Here is an 18,817-nt window from a genome sequence, read left to right as displayed (position 1 = left end):
TGTCGGCCCCGACGCCCTAAATCGCCAAACCGAGGCCGGACGGCCCCACCGGAACGAAGCCCGAAGCAACGGCATTACCGGGAGAACAGCGGAACAAGGCGTCTTGGAAGTATGATGGATCAGCAGAACATCGCGGCTGTGCGGCCCATGTCCGCCGATCCCGCTGTCGCCCTGGCGAAAGCGCTGGGCCAATGGCCCAAGCAGCCGCAGGCGAAGTTGCAGTCGCCCCGGGCAAGGCTCAAGCTTGACGCGGCCGCTGCCATCAAGACCTCCGTCGAGGATCTGGCGCGCGATCTCGGCCTGCGGCTCGGCGACCAGAACGAGCTGACCATCCGCCGCATCAAGCGCGGCAAGAACTATTCATTCGTTCGCGCCAACGGCTCGCGGGTGCGCGATGCGCGGACGATCCGCCGGCTACACGCGATGGCGGTTCCGCCGGCCTATCGCCAGGTGCGCTATTCCAGCGATCCGAGCTCGCATCTGCAGGCGGTCGGCCGCGATGCCGCGGGCCGATTGCAGTACCGTTATCACGCCGACTGGGAGAAGGTCCGCGAGCAGCGCAAGGCGCATCGCCTGGCCAAGCTCGTCGCCGCATTGCCGAAGATCCGGCGCAAGGTCTCGGCGTTCCTGTCCGGCGATGAGCCGACGCGCGAGTTCGCGCTGTCGGCGGTAATCGAGCTGATCGCGCGCACCGCGATCCGGCCCGGCAACGAGTCCTATGCCCGCCTCAACGGCACCCGCGGCGCCACCACGCTTCTGAAGTCCAACGTCACGCTGGAAGACGATTCTCTGGTGCTGACCTTCAAGGCCAAGGGCGGCAAGGCCGTGCGCAAGGAATGCGATGCGGCCAAGCTGGTGCGTGCGATCGGCATTCTGCGCGGCGTCCCGGGCAAGCGCATGTTCCAGTATTACGACCGCTCCGGCGTGGTCCGCGCTGCCTCGACCACGGCGGTGAATGCGTTCCTGCGCGAGCTCGCCGGCATCAAGATCTCGCTGAAGGATTTCCGCACCCTGATGGCCTCGGCCGTCGTCGTGGAATCGCTGTCGCGGATCACGCCGGCCGCCAGCCAGCGCGGCCGCAAGCGCCAGGTGCTGGACGCGATCCGCGCCGCCGCCGACCAGCTCTCCAACACGCCGGCGATCTGCCGCAAGAGCTATGTCCACGACACCATCGTCACGGCGTTCGAAGACGGCATCCTCGAGCGCTTCGCCGCAACGATGGGCGGTTACCGCACCCAGTCCAAGCGCGAGCAACTGCTGGCGCAGGTGGTGATGGCGGCCGGGGCGTAAGCCACCGCAAACTCCGCCGTCGTCCCGGCGAAGGCCGGGACCCATTACCCCAAATGTTGATTGCGGAAACGAGCTGCGGCCACAGCGCCCTAACAATGCTCGCCTGTGGTTATGGGTCCCTGCTTTCGCAGGGACGACGGTAGCGTTCGTGGGACACTACAGCCCGCCCATCTTGCAGACGTATTTCCATTCTTCTGATGTCACCGGCTGCACCGAGAGCCGCGAATATTTCACCAGCGCCATGTCGGCGAGCTTCTTGTCGGCCTTGATCGCGGCCATCGTCACCGGCGTCTTCAGCGGCTTGTCGGCCTTGATGTCGACGCAGACGAACTTGCCGGTCTTGTCGGTCGGATCGGGATAGGCTTCCTTGATGATCTCGGCGATGCCGACGATCTCCTTGCCCTCGTTGGAATGATAGAAGAACGCCTTGTCGCCCTTCTTCATGTTGACGAGGTTCTGCCGCGCCGTGAAGTTGCGCACGCCGGTCCAGGCTTCGCCCTTCGCGCCCTTGGCGACCTGCTGGTCCCACGACCAGGTCGACGGTTCGGATTTCACCAGCCAGTAATTCATCGCAACTCACCCCGTTCTCGATCGCTCATCGCGCGGCAATCTACAGGCAGCCGGATGCCCGCGACAAGCGCGGGCAGCTGATGCCAGAGCGTTTTCGAGCAAAGTGGGCACCGGTTCGCGTGAAGAAAACGCGTCAGATAAGAAGCTCTCGCGCTCACTGCTTCAAATACCGATCGAAGAATTTGGCGATGTCGGTGAAGGCTTCCTTGGTCTCGGGCGCATCGACGTTCATCTGGTACTGCGCGTGGGATTGCCCCTCATAGACATTGAGATCGGCGATCACGCCGGCGCGGCGCAGCTTGCGGTGCGTGCGAACCGTGTTGCTGAGGAACAGGTCGCGCGTGCCCGATGTCAGGATGGTCGGCGGGAAGCCCTTGAAGTCGCCGTAGATCGGCGAGATGTAGGGATTCTTCAGGCTGGTGCCGTTGGCATAAAGCTTTGCCGCGCGGCCGAGCCATCCGTCCCAGGTCACCAGCACATTGTCGACCCACTCATTGCTCGCGTAGCTGTCACCGATCTTGTCGATGTCGGACCATGGCGTACCCGGCGCGATGGCGGCCGGCAGCGGCAGCTTCTCGTCCCTCGCCCGCAACACCATCGCAAGCGTCATCGCGCCGCCGGTCGAGGTGCCGAAGATCGCCAGCCGGTGGCGCTCGTGCGATTTCAGGACTTCCTTCCAGACCGCCATCGCGTCGTCCATTGCAGCCGGATAGGGAAAGTCCGGCGGCATCCGGTAATCGACCGAGATCACCTTGTAGCCGCCAAAGCCGGCCATCATGATGGCTTCCGGCAACGCCGCTTCGCCGGGGCCGAACACGTAGCCGCCGCCATGCACGTGGATCAGCAGGCGCCGCCGGTTCTCGAGCGCGATCTTGTTCGGCGTCACGACGTAGCAGTGCACGCCGGCAATCCTGGTTTCCTCGACCTTGACGCCGAGCTTCGCCTTCATGGCCGGAATACCCGCGATCAAAAGCTTGGCGCGGCGGTCGATCAGCTCCTTCCACTCCGCAGGGGTCTTCGGATCGGCGTTGAAATGCGGCGGGTAGGGCGTGCCGATCATCGCCTGCATCTCCGGGGAGACGTCACTTGAGGGATTGCCGATCGATTTGAGCGGGGCGACCCGCTTGCCGTCCTCGGCGTTCGCCGCGGCCTCGCGCTTGGCGAGTTCGTCGTACGGGACGGCCGTTTGCGCGCGCGTGGTGGCGCAGGAGGTGGCGACGGCAAGCAGAATGCTGATCGAAACGATAACGTGACGCGGTTGACGCATGTACTTTCCCCAAGTTCGGTTTCTTGTTGTTGGAACGGGATCCGACGGTCGCCGCCACGCTATCACAGTGCGCATGATCTCTGCGCGGAAGTCAGCGCCGTCAAGCGCGACAGCTCAGACCCGCTATAGGTGGTTGAACCCGATCTGGGGAATCTCGCCGGCGGCGAGGTCCAGGAAGCTCCGAATGCGCGGCGCCATCAGCCGTGCGCTGGGATAGACCAGCTGCACCGGTATCGGCGCGACTTCATAGTCCCGCAGCACGCGGAGCAGGGACCCCGCCGCGAGTTCACCGGCAACCTGGTAGGACAGCACCCGCGTCAGGCCCATGCCGTCACGCGTCAGTCCGATCGCCGTCTCGGCGCGGTTGACCTCCATGCGGCTCGACACCTTGACCTTCTGCGGACCGCTTTGCTTGTGCTGGAACGCCCAGGCCGCGGGGCTCGCCTGATTGACGAAGGTCACGGCGTGATGCCGCGCGAGATCGTCGGGTCTGCGCGGCCGGCCGTGTCGCTTCAAATAATCGGGGCTGGCGACGACAATGCGTCGGACTTCCCCGACGCGCCGGGCCCTCAGCGAGGAGTCCGTCAGATGGCCGATCCGCAGCGCGATGTCGATTCGCTCGTCGATCAGATCGACGAGACGATCCTCGAGCGCCAGTTGCAGCGTGATGTCGGGGTGACGTTCAAGGAATGTGCGCACCAGCGGTGCGATGTGACGGCTGCCGAACAGCGTCGGCGCCGAGAGCTTGATGTTGCCGCGCAGGCTTGCGGCCTCGCCGATCGCGCCGTCGATCGCGTCGTCATAATCGGCGAGCAGGCGGCGCGCCTGCGCCGCTAGTCGCGCGCCGGCGTCGGTCAGCGACAGCTTTCGCGTGGTCCGTTGCAGCAGCCGGGTGCCGAGGCGCCGCTCGAGTTCGGCGACGATCCGCGTCGTCGAGGAGGGTGAACGTGCGAATTTTCGGCCGGCGGCCGCAAACTTTCCGCTGTCGACGATCGCGAGAAACAGGCGGAGCTCCTCGAGCCGGTCCATCGTCATCCCTCCCCGATTGTTCTGAGACACGGAATGATCTCTGCTGAAATCGGGCGATTGTGCCAACACGCAATTGTGTGAACGCTGGCGGCTCGCAATGCGAGGAAACGACATGCTGCTGGATCGCCGGACGTTTACGACCCTGGCCGCGGCTTCCGTCACGGCCGCGACGGTGCTGCCCGATCGGTCGCGCGCGGCAGGCCGCCCGCCGTTCCGGGCGGTCGCCTTCGACGGCTTCCCCGTAATCGATCCCCGTCCCGTGTCCGTCCGGCTGGAGGAGATGTTCCCCGGCATGGGCGCGCAGCTGAGCGCCGTGTGGCGAACCCGGCAATTCGAATACAGCTGGCTCAGGACGCTCGGCGGGCAATATGCCGACTTCTGGCGGGTCACCGAGGACGCGCTGGTGTTCGCTGCAAAGGCGATGAAGGTCTCGCTCTCGCCCGAGCAGCGCGACCGTCTGATGCAGTGCTACCTGGAACTAAAGGCGTGGCCGGACGTCGTGCCGGCGCTCGTGCAGCTTCGCGCCGCCGGCCTGCGCATGGCGTTTCTCTCCAACTTCACCGCACCGATGCTGGACGCGGCGATCAGGAATTCCGGGCTCGAGGGTCTGTTCGAAGATCACCTCAGCACCGACAAGGTCGCTGCCTTCAAGCCGGATGCACGCGCCTATCAAATGGGTGTCGACGCGTTTGGACTGAAGAAGGAGGAGATCGTCTTTGCCGCATCCGCCGGATGGGACGTCGCCGGCGCAAAATGGTTCGGTTATCCGACCTTTTGGGTCAACCGCAGCAACGCGTCAGCTGAGGAACTCGGCGTGACACCCGATGGAGCGGGGGCCGAACTGCACGACCTCGTCGCCTTCGCGACGGCGCGCTGATGAGAACGCTCTTGAACGAAACGGTCGCCGTCTCGCGTGGAGAAAACGCGTCACCGCGACAAGCGCTAACCTTCGGCCTTGAACGGCCGCGTCAGCAGGCCTTCGATCGCGTCATCGATCGTCAGCCGGTCGCTCAGGATCGCCGCGACTGCGTTTGACACCGGCATATCGACCTTCCGCGCGGCGGCGAGCTCGCACAGCACCGGCGCGGTGAATGCGCCCTCGGCGAGCTTGCCGACCGGCGCCGCTTCACCGCGGCCGAGCGCGAGGCCGAGCGCGAAATTGCGCGATTGCGCGGTCGAGCAGCTGAGCAGGAGGTCGCCCAATCCCGACAGGCCGGCGAGGGTTTCGGTGCGCGCCCCGCAGGCACGGCCCAATCGCGCGAGCTCGCTGAAGCCGCGCGTGGTCAGCGCCGCGAGCGCGGAAGCACCGAGATTCCTGCCAACGACGATGCCGGCGGCGATCGCCAGCACGTTCTTGGCCGCGCCGCCGATCTCGACGCCGCGCACGTCGGTGGTGTGATAGGGCCGGAAGGTCGCCGAGCCGAGCGCCTGGACGAGCGCACGTGCCAGCGCCTCGTCCCTGGTGGCCAACGTCACGGCCGTCGGCAATCCGCGCGCGACGTCGTCGGCAAAGCTCGGTCCCGACAGGATCGCGGGCACCGCGCGCGGTGCTGCTTCCGCGATCACCTCGGTCATGAATTTGTGCGTGCCGTGCTCGATGCCCTTGGCGCAGGCGATCACAGCTGTATCGGGCGCAAGATGCGGCGCCAGATGACTGACCGCGGCGCGCAAATGCTGCGCCGGAGTGACCGCGAGAATGATGTCCGCGCGCGCGGCAGCGGCGATATCCGATGTCACCGCGATGTCGGGATGCAGCTGGACCCCAGCCAGCCGTGGATTGACCCGCGTCGCCTGGATCTGCGCGGCATGCTCGGCATTGCGCGCATACAGCGTCACCCTGCGCCCGGCGCGTGCGGCGACCTCGGCCAATGCCGTGCCCCAGGCACCGGCACCGATCACGCTGACGGATATATGCGCGGGCATCGGAACCCCTCAGCTCAGTTGTGCTCCCTCGCCCCGCTCTTGCGGGGAGAGGGTTGGGGTGAGGGGCTGTATCCGCGGGCACCGGGCATGTGGAGCGTCCCCCTCACCCGGATCACATCTTCGATGTGATCCGACCTCTCCTCGCGGGCGGGGCGAGGTGAAGGAGTGTCCGCGGCGCACCTCGGCAAACATGACTCAATATCCGGCGCGGCTGTTGGCGTAGCCCGCCGGCGCCTTGGCGTTGGCATCGAGCAGCCAGCGTGCCCGCGGCGGCGCTTCCAGCGTGTCGGTGAGGCCAAGCGCCATTCGCTCGGCACCGGCCCAGGCGATCATCGCGCCATTGTCGGTGCAGAGCGCCGGCGGCGGGATGATCAGCGTGGTCTGCGCTTTCGCCGCGACATCCTGCAGCGCGCTGCGAATGGCGTGGTTGGCGGCAACGCCGCCGGCCGCGACCAACGCGCGCGGCGTGCCGAAGCGCTCCTGGAACAACCTCAAGCCCACGGTCAGCCGATCCGCGGTCGATTCCAGCACCGCGGCCTGGAAGCTTGCGCAGAGGTCGCTGATGTCCTGCGGCTCGAGCGGCTCCAGCCGGCTCGCTTCATTGCGCACCGCGGTCTTCAATCCGGACAGCGAGAAATTCGCATCGGGACGGCCGAGCATCGGGCGCGGAAACGCAAACCGCGTCGGGTCGCCGCCGGCCGCGGCGCGCTCGACTTGCGGCCCGCCGGGATAGGGCAGCGACAGCATCTTCGCCACCTTGTCGAACGCCTCGCCCATCGCGTCGTCGACCGTGGTGCCGAGCCGCACATATTCGCCGACGCCGACCACGGCGACGATCTGGGTGTGGCCGCCCGAGGCCAGGAACAGGCAATAGGGAAACGCCAGCGCGCAGGTCAGCCGCGGTGTCAGCGCGTGCGCCTCGAGATGGTTCACCGCGATCAGCGGCGTGTCGTGCACCATCGCGATTGCCTTCGCGGTGGTGAGACCGACGATCACGCCGCCGATCAGGCCGGGGCCGGCGGCAGCCGCGACCGCCGACAATTGTGCGTAGCCGACGCCGGCCTCCTTCATGGCGGAGGCGACGATCCCGTCGAGCAGGTCGACATGGGCACGCGCGGCGATCTCCGGCACCACGCCGCCGAAGCGGGCGTGCTCGTCGGTCTGCGAGTGCACGACATTGGAGAGGATTTTCGCCTGTCCGTCAGCCTGGCGCTCGACCACCGCGGCTGCGGTTTCATCGCAGGTGGTCTCGATCCCCAGCACCAGCATCGGTGGTTCGTGTCCCAATTTAGGCCCTTGTGCTACCAGCTTGATCCGGACAGGCCGGAACCGGTTTCCGGCAAGATCATATTCATCAGAATGTCCCCTCCGGGGTAGCATTGCGAGGTCTTAAAGTGCAATCGGTCGGCAAGGTCCAATTCGCAAGCCGGGAGACCTGATCCGTGACCATCCTTGTCACACGACCGCATCCGGACAACGAAGCGACGCTCGCGACGTTGCGCCAACGCGGCTTTGAGGCCGTCGCGGCACCGGTGCTGCGCTTCGAGGCGTTACCGTTCCATGACGACGACGCGGATTATGACGCGGTCATCCTGACCAGCGCCAACGCGCCGCGCGCAATCGATCTCGCCGGCAGCCGGCTGTTGCGGCTGCCGCTGTTTGCGGTCGGCGCGCACACCGCCGACGCGGCGCGCGCCGCGGGCTTCGACAAGGTGATGGTGGCCAAGGGCGATGCGGTGAGCTTGCGCGATCTCGTGCTCGCGCGGGTCAAGGCAGGCGAACTGGAGGCCTCGGCCACATTGCTCTATCTCGCCGGTGCCGACCTGTCGCGCGATCTGGCGGGCGAGCTCAGCGAAACCGGCCTGAGCGTCGTCACCCACACCACCTACCGGATGGCGCCGGTGGCCAGCTTCCCGACGGAAGTCAATGACGCCTTCCTGGCCAACCGGATCACCGCGGTGCTGCATTATTCCCGCCGCAGCGCGCAGGCGTTCCTGGACACAATACGGGCCGACGGAATCGAGATTTCGGCGCTCGCGCTGCCGCAATGCTGCATCTCGGCGGCGGTCGCCGCGGTGCTCCATGACGCCGGCGCGACCAAGGTGGTGGTGGCGGCACGGCCGGACGAAAACGCCCTGCTGGAGGCGCTCGGCCGCACCCTGCGGCCGTGAGCGGAATAATTCTTTCGTCTGACCATGATGTTAGGCAATGCTCCGTTTTTCGGATCGTGCTCTAAGAACCTGGGCCGATTCTGATGGAGCGTCTTCAAGCGAAGTGGGGACCGGCTCGCGTTAAGAAAACGCGACCAAAAGGATAAAAGCATGATCCAATTCAATCGGATAGGATCATGCTCTAGAATGTGCGGCCAGTAGTTTTGAGGACCCTCGCGATGGCTGAAGAAAGGCCCGACGACCCAGGACCTTCGCCGGATTCCCGGCCCAAGCGCGCGCCGCCGACCATCGATCTTCAGGCAACCGAGATCTCCAGCGAGCCGCCAAGGGCGGAGGGGGGCGAGGAAGCCGACAAAGATACCGACAAGGCAGCGGAGGCGGCTGCGGCTGAAGCGGAGCCCCATCCGGATCCTGCTCCCCACGCAGAACCGCAGCCCGAGGCCGCCCCCGCGGCAGCCGGGGCCGAGCCGTCGCGGCCGGTGTCACCCTGGGTGGTGGCGCCGGTATCGGGCGCGGTCGCGGCAGCGCTGGTGATCGGGGTCGGCTGGCTGCTCGGCTGGCCCGCGGTGCCGCCGGCGTCCGCGCCGCAGCCCAGTGCCGCAACGGTGGACGAACTCGGCAGGCGCCTGACCGCGCTTGAAGCAAAAGCGAGCAGGCCGGTCACTGCGGCCGCCGATCCCGCGGCAACCGCGCGGCTGGAGGCGCTCGACAAATCGATCGTCGCGTTGCGCACCGAGCTCGCCGCCACGCGGGCGCAATCCGACAAGCTTGCGGCGGCGGTCAATGATGTGAAGGCCGCGCCGCGCGATGGCGCGGCTGCGCCTGACATCTCCGGCATCACGGCACGCATCGACAAGGTCGAGGGCGCGGTGAAGGCGCAGGGTGCCGCGATCGCCAAGCAGGATAGCAAGATCGCCGACACCAAGGCCGAGGCGAAGGCGGACGACGTGCCGCTGCGCCGTATGGTGGCGGCATCGTTGCTCGACGTCGCGGTTCGTCACGGCGATCCCTATGCCTCGGCGCTCGAGGCCGCGAAAGCGATCGCCGACAATCCTGACGTGCTGAAGCCGCTCGACGTCTTCGCCGCGTCAGGCGTGCCTAGTCCGAACAGGCTGTGCCGCGATCTGATCGAGATCGTGCCGCAACTCGCGCCGCCGCCGGCGGACGCCGCGGCGGCCAACGCCGGGCTGGTCGATCGTCTGCAGGCCGGCGCTTCCAAGCTGATCCGCATCGAGCGGACCGACGGCACCGGGACCGACCGCGGCAGCATCGTCGCGCGCGTGACATCGGCCGCCGTGCATAATGATCTCGCATTGACCGAGCGCGAATTGAAGTCGTTGCCGCCGGCCGATCGCACCGCGGCGCAAGCCTGGCTCGCCAAGGTGGACGCGCGCCGCGCCGCGCTCGACGCGTCGCGGAAATTTGCCGACAACGCCATGGCGGCGCTCGCCACGGTCAACCAGTAAGTCCTTGCAATAGGTTCTCGATGATCCGGATCATTCTGTTCCTGCTGCTGATCGCGCTCGCTGCAGCGGGTGCGGCCTGGTTGGCCGATCAGCCCGGCGATCTCGTGCTGAATTGGGGCGGTCTGCGCCTGACGTCCAAGCAGCCGATGTATCTGCTCGGCCTCGTCATCGTCGTCGCGATGGTCGCCGGCGTGATCCTGCGCGGCCTGTGGAAGATCCCGGGCCATGTCCGCCGCGGCAGGCGCGAGCGGCGCCACGCGCGCGGCCGTCACGCCATCACGCAAGGCTTGCTCGCGATCGGGCATGGCGATTCGTCGGCAGCGCGCGCGCATGCCGAGGTGGCACGGCGCCACGCCGGAGGCGATCCGCTGGCGCTATTGCTGCACGCGCAATCGGCGCAGCTCGACGGCGATCGCGACGGCGCGCAGCGCGCCTTCCGCGCCATGGCGGAGCGCGCGGACACGCGGCTGCTCGGCCTGCGCGGCCTGTTCATCGAGGCGCAGCGCGCCGACGATCCGGTTGCGGCCGTGATGATTGCCGAGGAAGCGCTGAAGATGTCGCCGTCCTCGTCATGGGCCTCGCATGCGGTGCTCGGTTTCTGCTGCGCCAAGGGCGATTGGGCCGGCGCGCTGTCGATCATCGACAACAACCAGGCCGCCGGGTTGATCGACAAGGCGACCTATCGGCGGCAACGCGGCGTGCTGCTCGCGGCGCGTGCGCTCGAGTTCGAGACCGTCGATCGCGACCTGTCGCGCTCAAGCGCGATGGAGGCGCTGAAGCTGGCGCCGACGCTGATCCCGGCCGCGGTGCTTGCCGCCAAATTCGAGAGTGAGGCGCATCAGGTGCGCCGCGCGATGCGGATCGTCGAGACCGCGTGGCTGGCGCAGCCGCATCCCGATCTCGCCGATGCCTATTCGCACGTGCGGCTCGGCGATGCCGCGCGCCAGCGCCTGGTGCGGGTCGAGACGCTGGCGGCGAAAACGCCCGGGCATATCGAGGGCGCGCTGGCGATCGCGCGCGCCGCGATCGATGCCGCCGAATTCGCCAGGGCGCGTTCGGCGCTGGAGCCGTTCACGGCGGCGCCGACGCAGCGCGTCGCGCTGTTGATGGCGGAGATCGAGCGCACCGAGCATGGCGACAGCGGCCGGGCGCGGGCCTGGACCTTGCGCGCGGTGCGCGCGCTGCACGATCCGGTGTGGACCGCGGACGGCTATGTCTCCGACCGCTGGCGTCCGGTGTCGCCGGTCACCGGCCGTCTCGATGCCTTCCAGTGGCAGACGCCGGTGGCGGCGCTGCCGTCCGACAAGGGCCATGCGATCGAGCCCTCGCCGTTCGAGGAGGCGATGCTGGCGCCACGCCGGGTCGAACCGCCTAAGGAACTGGCCAGCGAGCCGCCCCCGCCCAAACCGGCTGAGCCGGTCGAGGCCAAGGTCGAGGTCAAGCCCGTCGAGCCGGCCACGTCGACGGCGCAGGATAACGCCCCGCTGCCGGCGGCTATCGAGGCTGAGCCAACCCCCGCCGACCCGCCCGCATCGGAGCCGGCTCCGCCGCCGGCCGCCGAATCGGCTCCCCCGGCGCCCGCCGCCCTGTTCCGTTCCCGGACCGACCTGCCGAAGGCGGCGCCTGCGCCGATTCCGGCCGTAATCCCGATCGTCCGGGCTCCCGACGACCCCGGGGTCGACGAGGACGGCGCCGTGGACGAATTTGCGGAACAAATCGGCCCGCCCAAGGCCCAGATCGGCGGTTGGCGTGGATTTCTGTCACGTTTGGGAAGCTAATCGGCGGTTAGATAACCGGTGTGCGGTTCAATAGCTGCGTTTTCCTTGCCAATCGGGGTCATGCCCGATATCAGGTGGCGCGCTGTCAGGCCGTTGCCGAACGGTTCGCCGCAATAGCTCAGTTGGTAGAGCACGTCATTCGTAATGACGGGGTCGGGGGTTCGAGTCCCTCTTGCGGCACCAGTTTTCAAAGAACATCGCCCGCCTAGATCCGCACGCCGCACAGTCCGCTCATGATCGCGACCGCGATCAGCCCGCCGGCGGCGAGGCCCGTTGCCCAGATCCGGTTGGCGAGTGTGGCGGCCACGCCATGCGCGATCAGGACGCCGCGTAATCCCGACGTCAGATGCGCGAGCACGAAGAACACGCCGAGTGCGTAGTGTGGCACCAAGCGGATGCTCCAGGCGTCGTGGATCAGGCCGGTCGGCGCGCCCGACGCCCAGGCCCAATTGGTGTCGATGTGGTGCACGGCCCGCGCCGAGATGAACGCGGAATTCAGATGGGTGACGATGAACGCCGCGAGGTAGACGCCGGAGCCGATCTGAAACACGCGGAATGCGTCCGCCGGCCGCGAGCTCCAGCGCCAGGCGAGCCGTACCCCGACGACGAGCTGGAACAGCATCAAGGCGACAAGCACCGGCTCGACCACTGATGATCGATAGACCGTACGGCCCATCTTCATCACGGCGGCATGAACCTCGGGTCCGAGCAGGCCGAGCAGATGATTGGTGAGGTGAAACGCGACATAGAGAAGGATGACCGCCGCGGCGATGCCATGCGTCACACGCCATCCGGCAATGGACGGAGCAATCGGGGCTGATGTTGCCGGCCGCTCTTGCTCGCCGGCGAGCAGTACATAGAGACACGCGGCGAGCCAACCCGCGACCCAGACGAGCTCGTCGCTGACATGGATATGCAGCAATCCAAGACCGACGCCGGTCAGCACGAACAGTGGCGGCGCGGCGATGCTGATATACGCAAGCCGCCGGGCACGCAGCTCGAACGACGAAGGCGCTGGCTTGGTCATCCAATAGGCGCAGGCCAGACCCAGCAAGGGCGCGGTCGTCGCAGCCAGCAGGAGCAGTGCCGCCAGAACCATCCGGCCAGGCGATGGCTGGCCGCTCGCAGGAGGGACCGCGAGATGAAACCCATCGAGCAGGAACGGATAGACGATCGCGCCGGCGACCGGGATCATCGAACGGAGCTTTTCGGCGGTCGCATTCGCCAAGCCATCGTCGCCGGGCCGTACGCGACCTTGTTCAAGTGCACTCACTGAGTTCTCCAGAGTTCAGGCGTCGTGCGAAGGAGAAACCCAAACCGACGAATCTATTCCCGGCTCCTCATCTGCGGCGCAGCGCACAAGCCAGGGCTGTAGACGACGGCGTGCGCGGGCAAACGGCGTTGCGCCGAGGCCATGTCTCAAGACGCATGACCGTACAGTGTGATGCCGGCCCACCGGTAGGACCAACAATCCGACTGGACCATGCCAAGCCGTTGGCAGCTACCGTCCTGCTGGCGTGATGCTTTTCATGAGATCCTGGGCCCGACTCGGCTGGTCTCCCGGCAAGGGCATGATCTCGTTCGGACCGGGAAAGGAGGCTCCGATCATTCTTTCGCGTTGACAAGCGATTCAATGCGCCGCGATTGCACGATGGCGTCGCCGAGTTCCACGAACGCTGCAAGGTCTCGAGGCGCTGCCGCCAGCCCAGTCCCATCGGCACCACCGGAACGGGGAGCCCATATTGCGCGGCTCTCCAGAAGATAGACGCCGTAAACCGCTTCGATCCCGGTGTAGGCGTTGGTCCTCAATTCTTCTTGTATTGAGTAAGCCGCCAGCGCGGCGTTGGTGGCAATCGACGTCTCGATCAAGGCTTTTCGATATCCTGGCTCGTGTACCACCGCTGGCCCGAACGCGGCGACCAGCTTTCTCTCGGAAGTCTGCACCACGACCAGCGCACCGTCGAGAATGCTGCGAAGCGAACGCTTGGTCGCGAGCGGCAAGTATTCACGCGGATTCAGGAACACATCGACGGCTGTCGTGAGCGCGCCGCATCCGCTGTGGCCGAGCACGACGATGAGCTTGAGGCTCCCGCCAAGATTCTCGACGGCGTATTTGAGGCTTCCAAGCACCTCTATTCCGAGCCCGTTGCCCGCGACGCGGACCACGAAGAGATCATTGGGCCCTTCATTGAAAATGAGTTCAACGGGTACGCGGGCGTCAGAGCAGCCGAGCACGGCGGCGAACGGTCTTTGCTTCGGTACGGAGCTGTCGGCCGGCAGGCCCAGGTCACGCAGATCGACCGGGATGATCTGCTGTACCACGCTCTCCCCCTCGTCGTAGTCAAGGAACGTGGCAAAGCTTTTGTTACCCTGCTCCAGACGGAGCAAAGCCGCATGACTGTCCGGCGGGGTTGGCCTGATCGAGCCATCGTCGCTGCTGTAGCGATACGTGATATCGAAGGTCTTCATAAAAGCCGCGCTGCGCTGGGATATTCAGGCAAGCAAATGCGACGTACACAACGAACAGAACCTGCAATCCCATTGAACGACCCAACGGAAAGCCGCCGTCGATCCAGATCAAGGCTGCTGCAAGGCGGGGATGGCGGAGATCACTCTGTCCAGGACGCCGCCGACGTGGCGGCGCTGTTGCGGCTGATGATCACATGGAGACGAATGCGGCACGCGACGGCTGCGTGAAGCAGCTCACATAGTGGCTCGGACGACGTGGCTAGTCTCCCGCCACCAACGGGAGAACAACAATGCGCAAACTCGTCCTGATCACGGCGGTGGTTTTGGCTTCCGCTTCCGCGCAGGCCGGCGAACGAAGCCTGTCGTTGGGCGGGGCAGGGTCGCTACCGGCCGCCGCGTCGAATTCGGTCAATACGGCGGGCAAGGTCGCCGATGCGCCGTCGGTGCCCGCCGTCGAAGCGCCACCGAAGCCGCCGGAGGCGCCAAAATATGTCGAGCGCGCCGCGCCCGTCGCGGCGCCAGCTCCCGCTCCGCAGCCGCAAGCCCAGCCGGCCGTGCCGCAGGCGCCGGTGCAACAGGCCAACGTCCAGCCGCAGGCGGCGCCCGACGCCAGGCCGGCCGGCGAGCAGCGGGTGACTTCGTACAGGTCGAGCCGTCGCCGCCACGCGCGACGCTGGACCGAGGGTCGCATCATGGGCGAACTGCATCGCCACAGGATTTACTGGTAGCCGCGCGTCGAGTTTTATCATGCCCGGGCAGGCGCGCGAGGCGCGCTTTCAAGCAATCGGCCCGGGCATCCACGTCTTTGCCTGACGGGTCAAGTTGCCCTGTCGCGCGCCGGCATCCGCAAGCTACTTTGCATGGGGTTGTTTTCGATATTTTGGTGGGAGCCGCAGCCTCCGGGCGCGATCGCGCCACTCAGCGCATAGGCGTTCAAGGTCGTTCGGCCGTGCCGGGCTAGCACACGGTGGCCGCGATCAGAAAGCGAAAGCGCCCCTGGATCGGATCCAGGGGCGCTTTGCGTTGAGCGTGTTCGCGGCGTTAGTCGGCGACCGTCTGCACGACGTTGCCGATTGGCCGGCCCGATGCGACCGGCTTCTCGGTCTTCGCCATCATCGCGTCGTATTCCGGCAGCGTCTCGATCTGGCTCTTGGCCTTCATCCAGACCACCTTGTAGCCGCCCGCCTTTAGCTTGCGCAGCAGTGTCGGCAGCGCCTGCGCGGTGTGCTTCTGCAGATCGTGCATCAGGATGATGCCCTTGTGCTCCTTGTCGAGCTTGGTCATCACGTTGTTGATGACTTCGTCCGAGCTCTTGGACTTGAAGTCGTTGGAGTCGACGTCGACCGAGAACATCGCGATGTTGCGGGTGCCGAGATAGGCTGTGGTCGCCGGCGTATGCGCCAGCGCCGGGAAGCGGAAGAACGGAGCGGGGTTCGCACCCAGCGCCAGCTTCACCGCGCTGAAGCCCTTCTCGATCTCGTCCTTGGCCTGCTGCTCGGTGATCTTCTTGCTCGCCAGATGCGCGTGCGACCAGGTGTGGGCGCCGATGGTGTGGCCGGCGGCGGCGACTTGGCGGAGGATGTCCGGGTGATAGGTGGTGTGCAGGCCGATCGGGAAGAACACCGCCTTGGTGCACTCGTCCGCCAGCGCCTTGAGCACGGCGGGCGTGGTCGGCCACGGACCGTCGTCGAAGGTCAGCACGACCTCCTTGTCGGTCAGGAAGTCATATTGCTTGTACTGCAGGAAGCCGAAGCCGGGGCCGCCTGTTGTGTCGACCACGACGGTGCGGCTGATGCCGAGCGCGTCGGGATTGGCGCATCTGGGTGCGGCGGCAACCGGGGCCGGTGCGGGGGCTGCGGCCGGGGCTGGCGCCTGGGTGGCATCGGCGCGCTTCGACAGCGCGGCGGTCGTCTCGACATCGTCCCTGGCAGCCTGCTTTGCCGCTGCCGCAGGAAGCGGCTCGGCCTTGGCTGCGGCAGTTGTCTGCGGAGGAGCCGCGTCGGCACGCGGGGAGGAGGTCCAGAACCACACGCCGGCGATCACGATCGCCGCTACAACACTGGCCAGCATCAGGCCCAACGCACTACGCATCGCTACTCTCTCTCGGAACTTAAGGATACGCCACAGCCGCAACGAGCGATTAATGCCAACAAGGTCTTAACGCGATCCCAACAAGGCGCCGGAAGGACAACAAAAAGCGGGCCTTATCCCTGCGTGATGACCGTCACAGTCTTCAGACGCGCTGCCGTTCAGGATCGGACGATCGAACAACGTGCCCCGCCATTTGCGGCGCCGATGGGAGCCGATCATGACCACCGTCTTCAAAAGTAAGGTTCTAGGGCGTGCAGTTCGCAGCGTCGGCGTCGCGCTGGCTTTCGCGGCCACTTTTTCCGTGCTGTCGTCGACCGCGAGCTTTGCGTTCAGTGCCGAGGCGCAGCAGATGTGCTCGGGCGACGCGTTCCGTCTGTGCAGCGCGGAGATCCCGAACATTCCCAGGATCACCGCCTGCATGGTCAAGAATCGCTCCCAGCTGAGCAGCGGCTGCCGCGTGGTGCTGGACCGCGATCTCGCCGCCCAGCGCAGGGCCCCGCCGCGGAGTGATTTCGCGGCATCGGACGGGCAAACCTGCGGCGGCGAGACGCAGGCCATCTCGGGATGGTCATCGGGGCGGAACTTGCCGTCTCGCCCCCGGTTTCAAGCTTCTTCGCGGCCCTGAAACGCTATAGAACCGGCGTTGCATTCCTTAGAGGCTTTGAAGATGACCCGATTTCTGTTCGCCGTCGTTCCACTGGTTCTGTTGACGTCGGCCGCCTCGGCACAGCAGCAGGGGCATGATGCCTGCTCACGCGACGCCTCGCGGTTCTGCCGCGCCCATCTCGGCGAGGGCGATCAGGTCGTGCTGGCCTGCCTGAAGGAGCATCGCAACCGCCTCAGCAAGGCCTGCCAGCAGACGCTCACCGACAACGGGCAGTAGCTCCGATCGTCGTCATTCCGGGCTCGCGCTTCGCGTGCCCCGGAACGACGATTGAGAAACTACGTGCTGCTGCCCGCCGCGGTGGCGACCACCGGGATCACTTCCTTGGCGGCGCGGTCCGGGGTCTCGTCCTTCCAGCGCACCGAGCCGAACGGACGCTCCAGCATCCGGCGCACGCGGATCGGATCGGCGCCGATGTGGAAGTCGGCCGCCTTCTGATGCAGCTCGCGCTCGATCTGGGTGGCGCGGTTGCGCTGGCGCAGGAAGTCGAGCCAGGTCGGGCAATGATAGCGCTCGGTCCACAATTCGGGATCGGCGATGTCGCGCGCGATCGACCAGCCATAGGCGCCGTTGCGCTGGCGGCTGAGCTGGACGTCCTGCATCACATTGTGGAAGGCGCGGGCTTTATCCTGCGCCACCCGGTATTCGATCTCGACCACCAGCGGCCCGCTGCGCCCGGTCAGTTGCAGCCGCACCTCGGGATCGGCCAGCGTATCGGTCGCGTCCTCGTTGCGCGCGCCGACCGGCGGCATCCTGAGCCAGATGCCGAGCACCGGCGACAGCAGCATCAGCCCGGCGGAGATCAACAGCGCCATCTCGACGCCACCCAGATCCGTGATGCGGCCCCAGCACCAGCTGCCGATCGCGATGCCGCCGGCGATCGAGGCCTGGAAGGCCGCAAGCGATCGGCCCGCGACCCAGCGCGGCGCCGACAGCTGCACGCCGATATTGAACAGCGCGATCGCCAGCATCCACACCGCGCCGGCAACCACCAGCGCGGCTGCGGTGATCACCGGCTGCTTGCTCACGGCGACGATCGCGATCGCGACGCCCATCAGCAGCGCGCAGGTTCGCACCGCGGCTTCGCCGCTGAGCCGGCTGCGGATCTCGCTGATGTTGAGCGCGCCGATCACCGCGCCCATGCCGAAGGCGCCGAGCATGATGCCGTAGGTCTGCGCGCCGCCATGCAGGAGGTCGCGCGCCACCAGCGGCATCAGCGCCGAGACCGAGCCGCCGATGATGCCGGTCACCATGGTGCGGGTCAGCACGATCCTGATCGACGGCGAATTGGTGATGTAGCGCACGCCGGAGACGATGGCGCGGTTCAGCCGCTCGCGCGGCAGCCGCGACGGCTCGCTGACGCGATTCCACAGGAACAGCACGGCTAGCAGCGGCAGATACAGCACGGCGTTGGCGGCGAATGCCGCCACGGCGCCCGCCGAAGCGACCACGATGCCGCCGATCGCCGGGCCGAAGCTGCGCGCGATGTTGTAGCTGATGCCATTCAGCGCGACCGCGGCAGGCAGCGTCTCCGACGGCACCTGCTCGCTGACCGAAGATTGCCAGGCCGGGCCGAATAGCGCCATGCCGCTGCCGACGACGAAGCACAGCGCGAGCAGGATGTTCGGCGTCACCAGATTGAGCCAGGCCAGCACTGTCAGCGTGGTGGCGCCGGAGAGCGCGATCGCCAGCGACACCAGCGCCACGACGCGGCGGTCATGCATGTCGGCGATGGCGCCGGCCGGCATCGCGATCAGCATCACCGGCAGCATCAGCGCGGTCTGCACCAGCGCGACCTTGTCGGCCTCCGCGGTCATCTGGGTCATCGCCCAGGCGGCGCCGACGCCCTGGATCAGGATGCCGAGATTGGAGAGCAGGCTGGCGAACCAGATCCGCCTGAAGATTGAATGCCGCAACGGTGCAGTGATACTGTCTGGTCGATCAGGCGGTGCGGTCATATCCGGTTCCGGTTGGCCTGCTATGGCTTGTTGAACAATTCCGACTCCATCAACTGATGCCCGCGAAACGCGTGTCCTGTCCAGCGTTTACGGTATCCTGACGGGCTGTAGGACACAGCTAAAGCACTGAAAGACCTGAGG

The 18,817-nt window shown here is 66.5% G+C and carries 16 protein-coding genes, 1 tRNA gene and 1 pseudogene; 9 read left to right on the top strand and 9 right to left on the bottom strand.

Annotated elements, in window-relative coordinates:
* Window positions 1-111: 111 nt before the first annotated feature.
* The gene (locus AC066Y_RS35155; RefSeq protein ID WP_478277875.1) at window positions 112-1,290 is read left to right on the top strand and encodes a DNA topoisomerase IB; all 1,179 of its coding nucleotides are present in this window, start codon (window positions 112-114) and stop codon (window positions 1,288-1,290) included.
* A 156-nt stretch (window positions 1,291-1,446) separates the two neighbouring features.
* Here AC066Y_RS35155 and AC066Y_RS35150 read toward each other — a convergent pair whose 3' ends face one another.
* The 3 genes from AC066Y_RS35150 to AC066Y_RS35140 form a co-directional block, all read right to left on the bottom strand.
* Window positions 1,447-1,860, bottom strand: a complete 414-nt coding sequence (locus tag AC066Y_RS35150) for an EVE domain-containing protein (protein ID WP_092121214.1) — start codon at window positions 1,858-1,860, stop codon at window positions 1,447-1,449.
* Window positions 1,861-2,014: 154 nt separating this feature from the next.
* Window positions 2,015-3,127 (bottom strand): alpha/beta hydrolase, encoded by a 1,113-nt coding sequence (locus AC066Y_RS35145; protein ID WP_478277874.1) that lies wholly within the window; start codon window positions 3,125-3,127, stop codon window positions 2,015-2,017.
* A gap of 123 nt (window positions 3,128-3,250) precedes the next feature.
* On the bottom strand, window positions 3,251-4,156 hold the full coding sequence (locus AC066Y_RS35140; RefSeq protein ID WP_478277873.1) for a LysR family transcriptional regulator: 906 nt from the start codon (window positions 4,154-4,156) through the stop codon (window positions 3,251-3,253).
* Window positions 4,157-4,268: 112 nt separating this feature from the next.
* Between AC066Y_RS35140 and AC066Y_RS35135 the strand changes: the two genes are divergently transcribed.
* Window positions 4,269-5,033 (top strand): haloacid dehalogenase type II, encoded by a 765-nt coding sequence (locus AC066Y_RS35135; RefSeq protein WP_478277872.1) that lies wholly within the window; start codon window positions 4,269-4,271, stop codon window positions 5,031-5,033.
* 65 nt (window positions 5,034-5,098) lie between these two features.
* On the opposite strand, the gene AC066Y_RS35130 is transcribed toward AC066Y_RS35135, so the two are convergent.
* Together AC066Y_RS35130 and tsaD are read right to left on the bottom strand one after the other, a co-directional pair.
* Window positions 5,099-6,079, bottom strand: a complete 981-nt coding sequence (locus tag AC066Y_RS35130) for an NAD(P)H-dependent glycerol-3-phosphate dehydrogenase (protein WP_478277871.1) — start codon at window positions 6,077-6,079, stop codon at window positions 5,099-5,101.
* A 195-nt stretch (window positions 6,080-6,274) separates the two neighbouring features.
* Window positions 6,275-7,348 carry a tRNA (adenosine(37)-N6)-threonylcarbamoyltransferase complex transferase subunit TsaD gene (tsaD, locus tag AC066Y_RS35125; RefSeq protein ID WP_478277885.1) on the bottom strand — a complete coding sequence of 358 codons (1,074 nt, stop codon included), beginning with the start codon at window positions 7,346-7,348 and terminating at the stop codon, window positions 6,275-6,277.
* Between the two features lie 173 nt (window positions 7,349-7,521).
* Between tsaD and AC066Y_RS35120 the strand changes: the two genes are divergently transcribed.
* The 4 genes from AC066Y_RS35120 to AC066Y_RS35105 all read left to right on the top strand — a co-directional run bounded on the left by AC066Y_RS35120 (window position 7,522) and on the right by AC066Y_RS35105 (window position 11,677).
* The gene (locus AC066Y_RS35120; RefSeq protein ID WP_478277870.1) at window positions 7,522-8,250 is read left to right on the top strand and encodes a uroporphyrinogen-III synthase; all 729 of its coding nucleotides are present in this window, start codon (window positions 7,522-7,524) and stop codon (window positions 8,248-8,250) included.
* Between the two features lie 218 nt (window positions 8,251-8,468).
* Window positions 8,469-9,716, top strand: coding sequence for a COG4223 family protein (locus tag AC066Y_RS35115; RefSeq protein ID WP_478277869.1), 1,248 nt, complete (start codon window positions 8,469-8,471; stop codon window positions 9,714-9,716).
* A 20-nt stretch (window positions 9,717-9,736) separates the two neighbouring features.
* Entirely contained in the window at window positions 9,737-11,494 is a 1,758-nt protein-coding gene (locus AC066Y_RS35110) for a heme biosynthesis HemY N-terminal domain-containing protein (RefSeq protein ID WP_478277868.1), read from the top strand.
* A gap of 107 nt (window positions 11,495-11,601) precedes the next feature.
* Window positions 11,602-11,677 (top strand) — tRNA-Thr (locus AC066Y_RS35105).
* Between the two features lie 22 nt (window positions 11,678-11,699).
* Here AC066Y_RS35105 and AC066Y_RS35100 read toward each other — a convergent pair.
* A complete protein-coding gene (locus AC066Y_RS35100; RefSeq protein ID WP_478277867.1) occupies window positions 11,700-12,767 on the bottom strand; it encodes a hypothetical protein in 1,068 nt (355 codons plus the stop codon).
* A 332-nt stretch (window positions 12,768-13,099) separates the two neighbouring features.
* Window positions 13,100-13,963, bottom strand: coding sequence for a carbonic anhydrase (locus tag AC066Y_RS35095; RefSeq protein WP_478277866.1), 864 nt, complete (start codon window positions 13,961-13,963; stop codon window positions 13,100-13,102).
* Window positions 13,964-14,253: 290 nt separating this feature from the next.
* Between AC066Y_RS35095 and AC066Y_RS35090 the strand changes: the two genes are divergently transcribed.
* Window positions 14,254-14,691 (top strand): hypothetical protein, encoded by a 438-nt coding sequence (locus AC066Y_RS35090; protein ID WP_478277865.1) that lies wholly within the window; start codon window positions 14,254-14,256, stop codon window positions 14,689-14,691.
* Between the two features lie 313 nt (window positions 14,692-15,004).
* Here the strand turns inward: AC066Y_RS35090 and AC066Y_RS35085 are convergent, their stop codons facing one another.
* The gene (locus AC066Y_RS35085; RefSeq protein ID WP_478277864.1) at window positions 15,005-16,054 is read right to left on the bottom strand and encodes a polysaccharide deacetylase family protein; all 1,050 of its coding nucleotides are present in this window, start codon (window positions 16,052-16,054) and stop codon (window positions 15,005-15,007) included.
* 217 nt (window positions 16,055-16,271) lie between these two features.
* Between AC066Y_RS35085 and AC066Y_RS35080 the strand changes: the two are divergent.
* Window positions 16,272-16,535 (top strand): annotated as a pseudogene (locus AC066Y_RS35080) (hypothetical protein); the annotation flags it as partial.
* A 186-nt stretch (window positions 16,536-16,721) separates the two neighbouring features.
* Window positions 16,722-16,937 carry a cysteine rich repeat-containing protein gene (locus tag AC066Y_RS35075; protein ID WP_478277863.1) on the top strand — a complete coding sequence of 72 codons (216 nt, stop codon included), beginning with the start codon at window positions 16,722-16,724 and terminating at the stop codon, window positions 16,935-16,937.
* 59 nt (window positions 16,938-16,996) lie between these two features.
* Here AC066Y_RS35075 and AC066Y_RS35070 read toward each other — a convergent pair whose 3' ends face one another.
* On the bottom strand, window positions 16,997-18,676 hold the full coding sequence (locus AC066Y_RS35070; RefSeq protein ID WP_478277862.1) for an MFS transporter: 1,680 nt from the start codon (window positions 18,674-18,676) through the stop codon (window positions 16,997-16,999).
* Between the last annotated feature and the right edge of the window lie 141 nt (window positions 18,677-18,817).

It is taken from the genome of Bradyrhizobium sp. USDA3010, from assembly GCF_056429065.1.
This window is presented reverse-complemented; position numbering and strand designations above follow the sequence as displayed.

Coding starts and splice junctions, on each gene's coding strand:
- AC066Y_RS35155 (WP_478277875.1), top strand. CDS start 112: ATGATGGATCAGCAGAACATCGCGGCTGTGCGGCCCATGTCCGCCGAT.
- AC066Y_RS35150 (WP_092121214.1), bottom strand. CDS start 1,860: ATGAATTACTGGCTGGTGAAATCCGAACCGTCGACCTGGTCGTGGGAC.
- AC066Y_RS35145 (WP_478277874.1), bottom strand. CDS start 3,127: ATGCGTCAACCGCGTCACGTTATCGTTTCGATCAGCATTCTGCTTGCC.
- AC066Y_RS35140 (WP_478277873.1), bottom strand. CDS start 4,156: ATGGACCGGCTCGAGGAGCTCCGCCTGTTTCTCGCGATCGTCGACAGC.
- AC066Y_RS35135 (WP_478277872.1), top strand. CDS start 4,269: ATGCTGCTGGATCGCCGGACGTTTACGACCCTGGCCGCGGCTTCCGTC.
- AC066Y_RS35130 (WP_478277871.1), bottom strand. CDS start 6,079: ATGCCCGCGCATATATCCGTCAGCGTGATCGGTGCCGGTGCCTGGGGC.
- tsaD (WP_478277885.1), bottom strand. CDS start 7,348: ATGCTGGTGCTGGGGATCGAGACCACCTGCGATGAAACCGCAGCCGCG.
- AC066Y_RS35115 (WP_478277869.1), top strand. CDS start 8,469: ATGGCTGAAGAAAGGCCCGACGACCCAGGACCTTCGCCGGATTCCCGG.
- AC066Y_RS35110 (WP_478277868.1), top strand. CDS start 9,737: ATGATCCGGATCATTCTGTTCCTGCTGCTGATCGCGCTCGCTGCAGCG.
- AC066Y_RS35095 (WP_478277866.1), bottom strand. CDS start 13,963: ATGAAGACCTTCGATATCACGTATCGCTACAGCAGCGACGATGGCTCG.
- AC066Y_RS35090 (WP_478277865.1), top strand. CDS start 14,254: ATGCGCAAACTCGTCCTGATCACGGCGGTGGTTTTGGCTTCCGCTTCC.
- AC066Y_RS35085 (WP_478277864.1), bottom strand. CDS start 16,054: ATGCGTAGTGCGTTGGGCCTGATGCTGGCCAGTGTTGTAGCGGCGATC.
- AC066Y_RS35075 (WP_478277863.1), top strand. CDS start 16,722: ATGACCCGATTTCTGTTCGCCGTCGTTCCACTGGTTCTGTTGACGTCG.
- AC066Y_RS35070 (WP_478277862.1), bottom strand. CDS start 18,676: ATGACCGCACCGCCTGATCGACCAGACAGTATCACTGCACCGTTGCGG.